14 protein-coding genes and 3 pseudogenes are annotated in these 13267 nt (G+C 47.1%); 7 read left to right on the top strand and 10 right to left on the bottom strand.

Going from position 1 to position 13267, the window contains the following annotated elements; genetic code table 11:
- Positions 1–54: 54 nt before the first annotated feature.
- The 3 genes and pseudogenes from JCM16161_RS02640 to hmgA all read right to left on the bottom strand — a co-directional run bounded on the left by JCM16161_RS02640 (position 55) and on the right by hmgA (position 2507).
- Entirely contained in the window at positions 55–666 is a 612-nt protein-coding gene (locus tag JCM16161_RS02640) for a cysteine hydrolase (RefSeq protein WP_054854916.1), read from the bottom strand.
- A gap of 69 nt (positions 667–735) precedes the next feature.
- The gene (locus tag JCM16161_RS02635; protein ID WP_243668783.1) at positions 736–1143 is read right to left on the bottom strand and encodes a hypothetical protein; all 408 of its coding nucleotides are present in this window, start codon (positions 1141–1143) and stop codon (positions 736–738) included.
- Positions 1144–1257: 114 nt separating this feature from the next.
- Positions 1258–2507, bottom strand: a pseudogene (gene hmgA / locus JCM16161_RS02630) (hydroxymethylglutaryl-CoA reductase (NADPH)).
- 55 nt (positions 2508–2562) lie between these two features.
- On the opposite strand from hmgA, the gene JCM16161_RS02625 reads away from it, so the two are divergent.
- From JCM16161_RS02625 to JCM16161_RS02615, 4 genes and pseudogenes are all read left to right on the top strand, one after another.
- Entirely contained in the window at positions 2563–2919 is a 357-nt protein-coding gene (locus JCM16161_RS02625) for a hypothetical protein (protein WP_243668781.1), read from the top strand.
- Complete coding sequence (locus JCM16161_RS02620) at positions 2856–3500, top strand: hypothetical protein (protein ID WP_243668779.1); 645 nt, start codon at positions 2856–2858, stop codon at positions 3498–3500. Before JCM16161_RS02625 ends, JCM16161_RS02620 begins: the two co-directional genes overlap by 64 nt.
- Positions 3501–3547: 47 nt before the next feature.
- A complete protein-coding gene (locus JCM16161_RS14390; RefSeq protein WP_243668777.1) occupies positions 3548–3718 on the top strand; it encodes a hypothetical protein in 171 nt (56 codons plus the stop codon).
- Position 3719: 1 nt separating this feature from the next.
- A pseudogene (locus tag JCM16161_RS02615) lies at positions 3720–4129 on the top strand (Zn-ribbon domain-containing OB-fold protein).
- Here the strand turns inward: JCM16161_RS02615 and JCM16161_RS02610 are convergent.
- The 6 genes from JCM16161_RS02610 to JCM16161_RS02595 all read right to left on the bottom strand — a co-directional run bounded on the left by JCM16161_RS02610 (position 4116) and on the right by JCM16161_RS02595 (position 8248).
- The gene (locus JCM16161_RS02610) at positions 4116–4595 is read right to left on the bottom strand and encodes a hypothetical protein (RefSeq protein ID WP_243668775.1); all 480 of its coding nucleotides are present in this window, start codon (positions 4593–4595) and stop codon (positions 4116–4118) included. The pseudogene JCM16161_RS02615 and the gene JCM16161_RS02610 sit on opposite strands and share 14 nt — an antisense overlap.
- The gene (locus tag JCM16161_RS02605; protein ID WP_054854911.1) at positions 4582–5457 is read right to left on the bottom strand and encodes a recombinase RecA; all 876 of its coding nucleotides are present in this window, start codon (positions 5455–5457) and stop codon (positions 4582–4584) included. Before JCM16161_RS02605 ends, JCM16161_RS02610 begins: the two co-directional genes overlap by 14 nt.
- 55 nt (positions 5458–5512) lie before the next feature.
- Positions 5513–5659 (bottom strand): hypothetical protein, encoded by a 147-nt coding sequence (locus JCM16161_RS14385; protein ID WP_243668773.1) that lies wholly within the window; start codon positions 5657–5659, stop codon positions 5513–5515.
- A 32-nt stretch (positions 5660–5691) separates the two neighbouring features.
- Positions 5692–5844 carry a hypothetical protein gene (locus tag JCM16161_RS14380; RefSeq protein WP_243668771.1) on the bottom strand — a complete coding sequence of 51 codons (153 nt, stop codon included), beginning with the start codon at positions 5842–5844 and terminating at the stop codon, positions 5692–5694.
- Positions 5841–7262 (bottom strand): AMP-binding protein, encoded by a 1422-nt coding sequence (locus tag JCM16161_RS02600; RefSeq protein ID WP_243668768.1) that lies wholly within the window; start codon positions 7260–7262, stop codon positions 5841–5843. Before JCM16161_RS02600 ends, JCM16161_RS14380 begins: the two co-directional genes overlap by 4 nt.
- A gap of 215 nt (positions 7263–7477) precedes the next feature.
- The gene (locus tag JCM16161_RS02595; RefSeq protein ID WP_243668766.1) at positions 7478–8248 is read right to left on the bottom strand and encodes a DMT family transporter; all 771 of its coding nucleotides are present in this window, start codon (positions 8246–8248) and stop codon (positions 7478–7480) included.
- A 169-nt stretch (positions 8249–8417) separates the two neighbouring features.
- On the opposite strand from JCM16161_RS02595, the gene JCM16161_RS02590 reads away from it, so the two are divergent.
- Both JCM16161_RS02590 and JCM16161_RS14375 read left to right on the top strand, forming a co-directional pair.
- Positions 8418–9995 (top strand): glycoside hydrolase family 15 protein, encoded by a 1578-nt coding sequence (locus JCM16161_RS02590; RefSeq protein ID WP_243668764.1) that lies wholly within the window; start codon positions 8418–8420, stop codon positions 9993–9995.
- Positions 9917–10330: a hypothetical protein gene (locus JCM16161_RS14375; protein ID WP_243668762.1), complete on the top strand. Its 414-nt coding sequence runs from the start codon at positions 9917–9919 to the stop codon at positions 10328–10330. Before JCM16161_RS02590 ends, JCM16161_RS14375 begins: the two co-directional genes overlap by 79 nt.
- On the opposite strand, the pseudogene JCM16161_RS02585 reads toward JCM16161_RS14375, so the two are convergent.
- Positions 10296–12223: pseudogene (locus tag JCM16161_RS02585) on the bottom strand (beta-CASP ribonuclease aCPSF1). The gene JCM16161_RS14375 and the pseudogene JCM16161_RS02585 sit on opposite strands and share 35 nt — an antisense overlap.
- 139 nt (positions 12224–12362) lie before the next feature.
- Here JCM16161_RS02585 and JCM16161_RS02580 point away from each other — a divergent pair.
- Positions 12363–13151: a dienelactone hydrolase family protein gene (locus JCM16161_RS02580; RefSeq protein ID WP_054854910.1), complete on the top strand. Its 789-nt coding sequence runs from the start codon at positions 12363–12365 to the stop codon at positions 13149–13151.
- Positions 13152–13267: the final 116 nt, after the last annotated feature.

Raw genomic sequence — 13267 nt, 5'->3', positions numbered from 1 at the left:
GATATTGAGTAATAATATTAAAAATTAATTAGGATTTATATCGACTACATATACTTACACGAATTTAATACCATCAACCTTAGTGAGTGTGCCATTATATAGGAATGATATTTGCCTAAGTGCGGCGTAATAATCAAATTCATTTAGTGCGGAGATTCCGTCAATTGGTACGACGACGTTGTACCAATTAAGTGCGGCGCTACCCGCAGTGTGCAGTACGCATATGTTAGCTACGGTACCCACTATCACGAGGTTAGTTGCGTGAACGACATTTCTAAGCACGTAATCGAGGTCTGTGCCGAAGAATGCGTCATACCTACGCTTCCTTATTACTATGTCATCAGGCATGGGTTTAAGTTCGTCAACTATCTCGGCACCCCACGTATCCATTACACAGTGCTCGCCCCAAATCCTAAACTCTGGGTCGTTCTTGAAGTGCCAGTCCTGGGTATATATTATGGGTACATTAGCATCCCTAGCCTTCATAAGTAGCTTCCTTATTGCAGGTATTGTGGCTTGCGCCGTTGGTACGTAAAGCTTCCCATTTGGTTTTACGAAGTCATTCTGCATATCAACGACTATTACGGCAGTGCCTGAGGCCGGTAATGAGAGCTCCTCCTTAATCTCTATTTCAGGTACTTTAACTGTAGCTGTTACCTTCGACATCATTCCAGGGCTGGATAAGTACCTTATATATTTGAAGCGGCAATTTTTTACCAAAATACTGTGTCGATTTTAAATCATCCTTTGAACCCTAAGCATGAACTGCTTAATCTTTGACATCACATTCTCAACGTGCCAGACAGGGTTAACGAAAACCATCAACCAGCCCTTAGAACCCATCTCGAAGAAGGCGATTTTGAAGTTTGAGAAGCGAATTATGAGGTATTGATATGAACCGAGGAGGTCATCATTAATTTTAGCGGTATGATCGACGAACTCTATGAGGGAGAGGAGGTTTTTAAGGGATTTAACGGTGAGGGTGTTTGGGATGTGATAAATGATGGGGATGCCATTTGAATCAATGATTGCGGCGCCAATAATTACTTCGCCGTCTATGAGCTCGCTAAGCATTATCCGCTTAAGCTCGGTTTGAAGCGTCTTCTCAACGACCTTTTTATCAGGAGAAACGTAAATTACCAAACTAATCCCCATAGTATTGCTAGCGCAACTCTTTATAAGCCTTATCGCTTCAATTTATGTACTATAAAGAGTACGTAATCATATATAGACAAAAATATATCTCTGATGTTAAAACTACGAGCTACTCCTTTTGCCAGCCCTACCGAGCATTTCATGAGCCCTCGCCAATTCATCCCTCGCTAAGGCGAGGACCAGGTTAACCTCACCTGCAAGCACTGCGGCAGCCACTATCTCGGCAAACTTCAGCGCATTTGTCCCAGGTGGATTTCCTGGTCCATAGACACCGAGCATTTGAAGCATCTCCCTCTGTGTTGGTAATCCAGTGCCACCACCGACAGTACCAACCTCGAGACTTGGCAATGTGACTGATACGTAGAGGTCGCCATTATCAAGAGGCTCCATCCAGGTAATACCCATGCTAGACTCAACAACCTGGGCCACGTCCTGGCCCGTGGCTATGAATATCGCCGCAATTATATTAGCGAAGTGGGCATTAAAGCCGTATGAATGGGCCAATGCGGAACCAAGCAGGTTCTTCCTATTATTAACCTCGGCCACATCCTCCGCAGTAACGCCCCACTTCTCCAGGATGCTTCTCGGTATTACGGCCTCGCTAATCACGGTCTTACCCCTACCGAGCAGGAAGTTTACGGCATTGGCCTTTTTATCTACGCACATATTGCCACTAAGTGCGACTAAGCGCGCCCTTGGGAAATTGCTAAGTATGTACTTAACGGCCTTATCAGTGGCTATTGTTACCATGTTCATGCCCATTGCATCCCCCGTCGTGAACTTAAACCTAAGCCAAACATTGTTACCAACAATAAACGGTTGAATACTAATCAGCCTAGCATGTCTACTGGTGGATTCAGCCACGCTCTTCACCTCATTAAAATGCTCATTAACCCAGTTAACGAGCTCAACGGCATCGATAACACTTGGTACCGCTATGACGGGGGCCCTGGTCATACCATCATTAATGACCTTACTCCTGGCACCGCCCGCCTCAGTAATTATCTTAGTGCCCCTATTCACGGAGCTACGAGCGCGCCCTCGGTGGTCGCCAATGGTATGTAATAGAGGCCGTTAGCATAATCACCGATTACGCGTAATGGCCCAGCAATCCCTATCGGCACCTGCGCAGCCCCTATCGTGTTTTCTATGTTCCTTCCAACCACAGTATTGAAATCAATGACGGTCTTACCAACATTCTCCAGCTTCACATTGACTCGGCTCTCTATGTACCTCCTCCTCGCCTCAGTCGCCCTGTTCGAGTCATTAAAGAACTTATCTAATTCGTGAAGCTTCAGTTCGCCCCTGTCTATTTTTGCGAATACGTCCTCAAGGCTTATTTCCTCAACCATTATATTGGCTATATCCAGGGAATATTTAAAAACTTCACATTTATGGCAATTGCTGGTGTTTAATACGACAGAAGTATATGTCGTAGCCCACTCCCTAGTGCCAGGTGGTAGGCATTATGAGAAGGGGTTGAAGGAGCTGTTCGCAGAGGCCTTCCTAAAGGTCCTTGACCAGGTGGGTAATGCAAACCTGGGTGCTATATACGTAGCCAACGCCTTCTCTGAGGTGCTTCAGGACCAGAGCGTATTAGGCGCCTACTTGGCGGATTATGTTGGGCTTAGGAGGATACCTGCCATTAGGATTGAGAGTGGTGACGGTCGAGTGGAATCGCGGTACTGGAGGCTTATAACATGGTTAGGGCGGGCATTTACGACTGCGTCGCGGTTGTTGGTGTTGAGAAAATGCATGACGTAGTTAATGTTAAGTTGAATAAGGCATTATCGACAATCACGGACTATGAGTATGAGGGCTTCTTCGGAGTGACACCGGCGGCTCAGGCGGCAATGGCGATGAAGGAGTACATGATTAAGTATGGCTATGATTATGAGGACTTGGCAATATGGCCAATAAAGATGCATGAGAGGGGTAGCAAGAACCCACTCGCGTATATGAAGAAGCAGGCATCACTTAAGGATGTACTTGAGTCGGAGGTCGTTGCTGACCCACTGAGGCTTTATGACGTTGCGCCTGCCGTGGACGGGTCAGCCGCTGTTGTATTATGTAACAAGCCTATTAGGAGTGACGCTGTGATTAGGATTGATGGCATTGGCGTTGGTGCCTATGGAACATACCTCGGCCAAAGGGATTCATTAACCGAGCTCTACTCGGTTAGGGACGCCACTAACATGGCTCTCCGGATGGCCCATGCTTCAGTAAACGAAATAAACCTTGTGGAGGTTCACGACACATACAGCATACTCGGTATGCTGGCGCTGGAGTCCATGGGCCTCGTGAGGCCCGGCGAAACACCGAGGCTTCTATCCACAGCGCCTTAGACGTAGGCAGTAAATTAGTTGTTAATGCTGGTGGTGGACTTAAGGCCATGGGATTTCCGGGTGGTGCGTCGGGTATGTATGAATTGGTATTAATGGTTATGGAGTTAATGAATGTGAAGCCCTTTGAGTCGCTGGGTAAGGCTGAGTTGGGTATTGTTCAGGACATGGCTGGTTTCGACCTGGTATCAACATCAATAGTGCTCAGGAGGGTGAGCTGACATGGTGGACCAGAGACTATCCATACCAAGGTACTGGAGAAGGATGCCTCAGTATTATAGGCTTGAGGGTGTTCAATGCGTTAAGTGTGGCAGGGTTTACTTCCCGCAAGGGCTGTGTGTGAGTGCGGTTCCAGGGAGTTTAAGCCGTACCCATTACCAAGCACTGGGAAGCTCATTAACTTCACGGTACTTTACTCAGTACCTGTTGAGTTTGAGAAGATGAAGCCACTAATTATTGGTGTAGTGGATCTTGGTGGTATTAAGGTTGTTGGACAGATAGTGGATTGCATGGACCCTGAGAAGCTGAGTCCAGGTATTGATGTTGAGGTTGTGTTTAGAATGGTTAAGATGGATGGTACTTACGGCTTGATAAACTACGGTTATAAGTTTAGGCCAATCAATACCTGCTAAATCGTTTTAGGATCAAAATCCTAACATTAAATGCCCTCCTAATCCAATCACATGAATCCTCACCATTATTACTTACGCAGAGTATATATGACCGAGTAATGAACGCCAAGTCAGCTAGGAAGCCCGCAGTTACGTAGTCCTGAGCCTTCAATGCATTGACCATGTTATCAATAATGAGTGAGTAGGTTGTATCAGGTCTTGTAAGGTCTTCATCAATGCCCCTTATGTAATTCCCATTTATGCGTAGTTCACCTTTAGCGAGCTTAACGTATTGGTAGTACGACACTGCGGCCGATATTGTATTGCCTGGATCATTACCATTGATCACGTTTAAGTAGGGCTTGGCGTACTCACCGCATGCCATTAATCTATTCATCACGTTCTCCTTGCTGCCACCGTTTAATAATGCCCATAGAAACTCCTCCATTGCCCTTATTACTTCTTGGCTACAGTTATTCCTCTCCACTTGATTCCTGCTTACTTGCATACTCATCAAACCACTTCTTCAACTCCTCAATGCTGGGCTCTATAAGTGTTAATCCCTTGCCAGGCTCTATCTCGTACCTCATGGCCTTCCTGTAGTGATTCGTTAGCCTAGCCTTCTTGATTATGAGCCACCTCTCAATCTCCTTCTTCTTCTCGGGCTGTTCAATCCACATGTGTATTATTGCGTCGGCGATGTGCTCGGCGCCGAACCCGAAGGTCATGCCTGTGGTTGGGGCGAATTGGTTAGTCATTAGGACGGTAACGTTAGAGCGGTAGAGCCTCTGCCTGAGCCTATACGTAATCAACCTAGCCATTGCGGGGGCATGGGCCCACATTGGGGCCAGGGAGTCAATAATCACTAGCACGTCCTTCGTGACCCTACCCTCCTCCGCAATGCCAAGCACCTCATAAGCCTTCTCTATTGATGCCATCACGACCTCCATACTCAGTGGTGACTTAGCCTTAGACTTACCCTCCTCTTCCTCACTCGCCTTGAGTAGTTCCCTATACTCCCTAGCCAACCCAAAGAGGTCGATGACGACTAGGTTCGTCTTCACGTCCTTAACCTTACCAGCCAGGACGTCTGCCAAACTAACCGCATCAGATAAGTCAATACCGAACTGCCTAGCCTGCCTAACAACGTCGAAGAACCTGGTCTCCGTGGAGACGTAGACCACCGGCATTGCATCCACATTAGCCCCAGCCGCCTGTATCGTGAGTATTGACTTACCAACCCCAGGCTCGCCGGTTACCAGGAGCCAATTGCCCCTCGGCACACCGCCAAGCATTGCGTAATCAAGCCAATCAACCCCAAGGCTAATCCTCCTTATTGTGCTGGACATTAGGGAAAAAGACAATACTAAATTTAAAAATCATTTTAATAATGACCTAGCCATATTACACCCTCATCTGTTTAATGTCTGGGAAGTCGTCCTCGAAGTACTCATGCTCACTCCTAATGCCCTTATTCCTCTTCTCACGTTCAAGGCCCCTAAGTTCAACACGCCTAATCTTACCACTGATGGTCTTAGGTAACTCAGGCACGAACTCAATGACCCTAGGTCTCTTGTATGGCGCTATGTTAAGCTAATGAACTTGAAGATGTCATGGGCGAGGTCCTTACTTGGTGTGTAGCCCGGCTTCAGCACTATGTATGCCTTTGGTATGAAGCCCCTTATTGGGTCTGGGCTTGGGACCACGGCAGCCTCGGCAACAGCCGGGTGCTTCAATAAATCGCTCTCGAGTTCAAACGGACTAATCCTATAGTCACTTGACTTGAAGACGTCATCTGCACGACCAACGAAGTATAGGTAGCCCTCCTCATCCATGAAGCCACGTCGCCAGTGAAGTAAAGGCCGAGCCTAAACACCTCCTTATTCTTATTCTCATCATCATAACCAACCATTAAGCCAATGGGCCTCGGGCTTGTCCTAACGGTTATGTGGCCATCCTTGTTGGTACCCACGGGGTTCCCATCCTCATCGACAAGGACTACGTCATAGCCAGGGGCTGGCTTACCCATTGAGCCAGGCTTAATCTTCATACCTGGGAAGTTTCCAACCATGAGCGTGGTCTCTGTCTGTCCATAACCATCACGTATGTACTTACCCGTGGCTTTATAAACACGTTCAATTACCTCTGGATTTAGGGGCTCGCCGGCGCTTACGAAGCTCTTAATCTTCTCTAGGTTATACTTTGTTAAGTCCTCGAGTATTATCATACGCCAAACAGTTGGCGGTGCGCACAGTGTATCAACGCCATAGTTCTCAAGAACCTTTAGGTGATTTGCCGCACTGAACCTGCCGCTATAGTCATAAACAACTGTAGTCGCGCCCGCGTTGAATGCCGCGAAGAATGTTGACCAAGCCCACTTTGCCCAGCCTGGGCTCGATATGTTCATGTGCCTATAGCCTGGCTTAGCACCGACCCAGTACATGGTTGTTAAGTGGCCAATTGGGTAGCTTGAGTGGGTGTGCATTACCATCTTTGGCTTAGCCGTTGTTCCAGACGTGAAGTATATCAATAGTAATTCATCAGTCCTAGTCCTAACTCCCTGGAAGTTCTCTGACTTACCGCTGGTTAATTCGTAATAATCAATCCAACCAGGTCCCGGCTTACCGAGAGTTATAAAATACTTAACACCAAGCTTCTCAAGCCTATCCCTAATTTTATCGATCCTACTGACGACCTCAGGATCAGCAATTATAGCCTTGAAGTGGGCTCTCGCGGCCCTGTCCTCAATGTCCGCCGGCAATAATAGTGTTGTTGCTGGCGCTATTATGGCGCCCATCTTCATTAATGCAAGGAAGGTCTCAAAGAGTTCAGGTCTATTATTGAGCATTACCATGACCACATCCCCACGTCCAATACCCAACTCAGTAAGTGCGTTAGCTAACCTATTAGACCTAGCCCTAAGCTCAAGGTAGCTAAAGGTCCTAGAATCGCCGGTCCTGAATAACTCGTCATTTATGTATACGAGGGCAGGGTTTGTGGCCGTCTCGGCAAGATACTTATCAAAATAATCCACAGCCCAATTAAACTCACCAGGCGGTGGCCACCGGAAGTTAGCCTTAGCCTCCTCATAGCTACCTGCATTTAGGAGCGTGTTTCTCTGTTTAAGGAACTCATCAAGAACTATGCTAGCCATTATAATTTGGTAGTTTTTGATATTAATAAATTTTATCTTATTTATCCTACTACTTAGTAATTATATTCGTTAAAGCAAATTATAGCATTACCATGTAATGCTATAATTTGTCAAAAATAGGAATCCTGATCAGCTCGTCTCTTCCTAAATCACCTTATCATCCATATCATCGACCCATCATCACCGGAGTAAATTATTGTGCCCAGATTTTAAATCTAAATACCGATTACTGATGCTATTATTATGCCCGTTATTACGGCTATAAATCCAAGCGTTGATTTTAGGTTCAGCTTCTCTTTAAGCTTAACTATTGCCAGGACCTCGGTAATCACAGGCGATAATGCTGTTATTAGCGTTGGTACGGCGATTCCGGCATAATCCACGGACAATACGTAGAGGGGACCCCCAACGCCGTAGCTAATCAATCCGGCAAGGAAGACCTTACTACTAACTTTAAACCTGAAGCCCTCAACCACGATCTTTAATATTAATGCACCTATCATCAGTGTGATGCCCCTAATGAATATTATGCCCCAGGGATTTGTGTACTCATAGGCCCTGTAAAGCGCCAGGAAGGAGAAGGCGTAGAGTATTGCCGAGAGAAGCGCCATGATGTATCCATAAAACGTGCCCTTGCCAGAACCCATTATTAGGTAGAGACCAATCATTATTAGTATGGCTGGCCACGTGTATGTTAAGTACGATGGGCTTATCACGAGTAGTAGTATTGGGAGTAGGACTACGTAGGCGTAGGAGATCACGTTGGCAATACCGACATCGGCATACCTCAGTGAGATCAGGAATACGTAGGTGCCGAAGACGGGCCCAAGCACTGCGAAGATGGTGCCGTAAAGCCAGGCACCGCCATTTAGCGGTGGTTTAAGTAGTATGAATGGTATTGCTAGTATGAAAGCACCTAACGAGTTCGATACTAGGTCATCGAGCGCGCTGTCCGTTGCGCCCACCCTGTAGAGTATTGGCGACACTGCCAGGTGAGTGACGCAGCAACAGCCAATACAATACCAAGTAAGTATGTCAACATATCCTCACTTCATGAAATGCATAATCCAAGGCATTAAAAGGTATACTCCTAATTGATTAATTGAACGTTGACTCTAGATAAAGTATTAAAGTCCTTCGTGAAATCAATAATTAATGAATTGGAGACTCATCTTCCTAATCATTGGAATTGCATTACTGGTAATTGGCGCATCAATGATCGCGTTATCACTAACCCAGCGGCAAATCACTGTTCAAATACCGACAAACACCTCATCACCTGCTTACCTACTGTTAAGTAATTGGAGGAACCTGAGCGTCTACATATCCACGGGATACCCAATACCAAAACCCATATTAAACGGCGAGTCCTCTAGGCCACCATCAATACTTCAGGTGTTTTATGGTCAATACGGACTGCTAAATATTAATGTGACAATTGCAAATCTAGGAAACACTAGCGAGGCCTACCTGGCGCTTAATAATACGGTCATTATCAGGGGAAGTAATGGTGAGGTATCAATATTCATACCTCCGAACTACACAACCATAGCCGTTATTGCTAGGTCCAGAGGCTTACTGACTATTGAGGTATTTATGCCGGGGTCTTATACTTATCAGGTAATTAATGATACATTCGTGATTATTAAATCACCATTACTATTCAGTATATACTCAGGTAGTGGGATTACGGTAAGGAACGTGGATGGATGGACGGTACTAAGCGTAAGTGGTAATTACACATACGTGGTTTTAAACCTCGGTGGTGCGTCAATAATCCCAATTAATGAATTAATGAGTATTAACAATAACGAGGTCAGTAATTGGCTGGGGCTGGCGAGAAAGCCCAGGCTAAGCGGTGCATTGCTAACTGAGTATTACCTGAGCCTCCTCCTCATTATGGATGATCAGAACCCAGTCACTGGGGAATTCATTGCATCGCCAGAGCCCGTATACTTCTACAGCTGGGTCAGGGACTCCTCCTTCGCGGCAATGGCCCTTCAGGCCGCTGGTTATTATGGACCGGCAATGAAGTACTGGCTATGGATGTGCAATTCCCAGAATTCAAGCGGCACCTGGTACACGCGCTATAACTTCTGGTACGGAACTCCAGACAGGACCTTCGGAATTCCGGAGTACGATAGCGTCGGCCTATTCCAAATAGGTGTTTGGCAATTCTATGAGTACACCCACAATAAGTCATTCCTAATGGCGGTGCTACCCTGCATCAATAAGTCCCTTAACTGGGAGTTGAATAGTATTAGTGAGGATAATGGCTTGATACCCAGGGACCTAAGCATTTGGGAGAGCAACTACGCCTATAACTTCTGGACCCAGGCAATTGATGACCAAGGCCTATACGCCTCGGCACAGATATACAGGGCGCTAGGTCTCAATGACACGGAGATCCTCAGGGCCGCCAATGAATTAAACTCCACGATACAGAGGTACTTCTATACCGGCAAGTTCTACTCACAAGCAATCACGAGCACGGTGGTATACACAAGCAGTGGTTCGCAGGTGACCTATGTACCGAATGGAATACCCGACTCATCAGTAATTTTACCCATAGCCATGGGGCTGGTGAACCCGCGTAGCGCTAGGGCGGTAAGCACAGTCGAAACCATAATACACGTATTAACAGTTAATGGAGGTTGGCAAGATTCCCAGGCGATGATTATCACTACGATTCAAGCCTCTACGATAGTACGGCGCCAGACCCGCCCTGGTTGATAACCACGTTGTTCCTGGCAATGTACTACGAGGACATTGGAAACTACGCGGGTGTTAACAACATACTTATGTGGTGCGTTGAGCATTCACAGCATGGCCTCCTCCCCGAGGCTATTGATCCTAGGCTTGGCTACCCACTGCCAACAACATCGCCATTGACCTGGTCGGCGGCGATGTACGTCCTCGCGGCCCTCGGTTATAAACCGCCACAGAAGCCCGTGATCACCACCCTAGTCCTAGTGGCGGTTGTGGTGATCCTATTGGCAATTGTGATGTTCGTGGTTTACGGAAGGACAGAGACTAGACGAGCCTTAGGGTCTCCCCATTATTCATGAAGACCGTCGGTATCTTCAGCTGGAGCTCCAGGGTTAGGGCTAGGTTCATTATCTTACTTGGCTCTCCGTGAACAAGCATTATTTTATGGGGCTTTGGTTCCATATTTCTCACGTAATTAATTAGTTGTCTCCTATCACTATGCCTGAGAAGCCGGGTATGGATTCAACCTTCATCTTAATATCAAGCGTCACCCTGTCTGAGTAGTACCTAACGGTTAATTTCCTCTCGCCCTGTTGGATCCTCCTGCCAATCGTATTCTCTGCCTGGTAAGATACGAAGATGAGCATGTTCTTCTCATCCTCGGAGGCATGCACGAAGTAGTCCATTATAGGCCCTCCATTGAGCATGCCGTGTGGGGCGAGTATGACTGCTGGTGGTCCCTGTAGTATTTCCATGACCTGCTCCTTACGCTTCTCAGGATCCCTAGCCCTCTCGATGGCTTAACGTACTCGCTTAGGAATGGGTTTACGCCGTCATATATCATCTCCCTAAGAGTCCTGTTTAGGTAGTCTGGGAACATTAGGTGTACGTTCAGTGTCTCTAGGACCATACCATCAACGTATATCGGTATCTTGGGCAGTTGCTTATTGTTAATCGCCTCGTTAAGCACCAGGAGTATTTCCTGAGCTCTACCTGTGCTGAACACGGGTATCAAAACCTTACCCTCATGCTCAACGGTGTGCTTAACCAACTCAACAAGCCTCTGCTCGCTCTCCTGCCTCGGTGGTTGAATATCCTCCTTACCGCCATACGTACTCTCCATGATGAGCAACTCAGCCCTCTTGAACTTGTTATGGGCTGGGTTCAGGAGCCTTGTTGGGCCGTACTTCATGTCGCCCGTGTAAATGATGTTGTAAAGGCCATTACCAATGTGTAGGTGAACCACTGCCGACCCGACCTCATGACCGGCGTCAAAGAGCATGAGCTTTGTGTCCGGCGATATGTCGGTTGGGTGGTCAGCATAGTTGAGGGTTATCGTGTGATAGAGGGCTTGGGCGAGGTCCTGTCTGGTGTACGGTGGTACCTGCCCTCGGACTCGGCCTGCTCGATATAATCCGTGAGTAGCACCTCCATTAGGTACTTCGTGGGTTCCGTCATATAGACAGGCCCTTATAACCATACTTGAATAGGTATGGGACGAAGCCTATGTGATCCATATGCGCGTGGGTTATGACGACGGCGTCTAATGAGTCCAGGTCGAGCTCATCAAGTAATGGCGCCTCATCACCGGAGCTCGATGGTTTAACGCCGCAGTCCAGTAGTATTGAGCTTTCCTTGGTCCTAACGAGTATGGCGCTCCTACCAACCTCCATCTGTGCGCCTAAGCCCGTAACGGTTATCCTAGCATCCCTGTAAATGGGCTCCCTATGAATCCTCATGCCAAGCCTCCTTAGGAACTCGAGCCTATCCTTGGCGGTGGCTATCTGTATCTGCTTAACCGCGTCGATGTCCGACCTGGGCAAGTCCTTACCCATCTCAAGCGCTGTGGGTATTATCCATGGCTTCCAACCAGTCTCAGCCAGTATCTCCTTCTCCAATTTACTCCTCTCCCTAACAGGCTTCTTCAGGTAGACGTAGACCTCGCCCGTTGGCTCATCAACCACAATATCATCGATTATATTCGAACCAACACTCTTAGTTACCATGTCCGTTATAACCCTCTTTAACTTATCAACCTCCCTAATCCTAACCTTAGGATCACCCCTAATGATTATGTACTTCTTCAACTCCTTAGCCAGGGTCTTTATGTACTCGCTGTGTTCCATCACGTACCTCGGGTTCATTACGTAGATAATGACGTTAGGCCCCTCAAAATCCACCCTAGAAAACTTGGCTTCGGGCGGTAGAATCTCCATAATCTTCTTCTCCATCTCCTCCTTTAAGGATGCCATACTCAAAACCTCGAGAACTAAGGAACGAATACCGCAGACACTTAAAAAAATTATCTCTAAAGAAGCATGGGAAATAACAGGTAAAACATCCCGCAACCCGATAACGGAAACTTAATAAGACAGCAAGTAAAACCCTTGCATGCCAAGGGAGGAATACATAAGGTACAGGGTGAGCGATGGTAGTGAATTAACGGCTTTTCAGGTAACGCCAGACACGCCACATAAGGCATCAGTAATCGTGATTCACGAAATCTTCGGAATAACGGAATTCATAAGGAATGTAACCAGAAGATTGGCTGGGCTTGGGTATCTGGCAATAGCGCCAAATCTATATTCGAGAAAAGCCGATATATTTACTGAGCAGAACATAGCTGAAGTAATGAGAAGATTTTGGTCAATACCACCAGAGAGGAGAGCTGACCTAAAGGCAATCAGCGAGTTAATGAGCTCATTATCACCAACGGAAAGGGAGATAGTGCAGGAGCTGGTCATTAATAGGGAGACCACTGAGGAGAGGATGGTCAGGGACATAGTGGACACGTACAACTACGTAAAGAGTACGTACAAGGTGGAGAGGATGGGCATAATAGGCTTTTGCATGGGCGGCGGCTTAGCCTTCGAGGCGTCAACGAGGGTGCCCTTTGACGCGTTGGTGATTTACTATGGTAGGAACCCGAAGAATATAAACGACATAGCCAAGATCAAGGGGGCAATACTGGCTATTTACGCCAGTGAGGACCCAGCCATAAACCAGGGAATACCAGACCTAATAAGGGCTGTACTAACCTACAAACCGAGGTTTGAGATGGCCTTCTACCCAGGTACGTACCACGCCTTCGCCACCGAGGGTGGGCCTGTATATAATGAGGCAGCCGCGAAGGATGCCTGGGAGAGGACGGTTAACTTCTTCAGGAAGTACCTGGGTTGATGGGCATGGGTTATGAAAAGGAACAAAGGTGGACTGGGAACACCATCACCGACTGCTTCCTAACATGGGTGGAAATACTGGAGCGAAAGGAAAGGAAGGCAGAACCGAGAACAAGG

The organism is Vulcanisaeta sp. JCM 16161 (assembly GCF_001316285.1).
The sequence above is the reverse complement of the archived record's forward strand: the minus strand, read 5'-3'. Positions and strand labels throughout refer to the sequence as shown.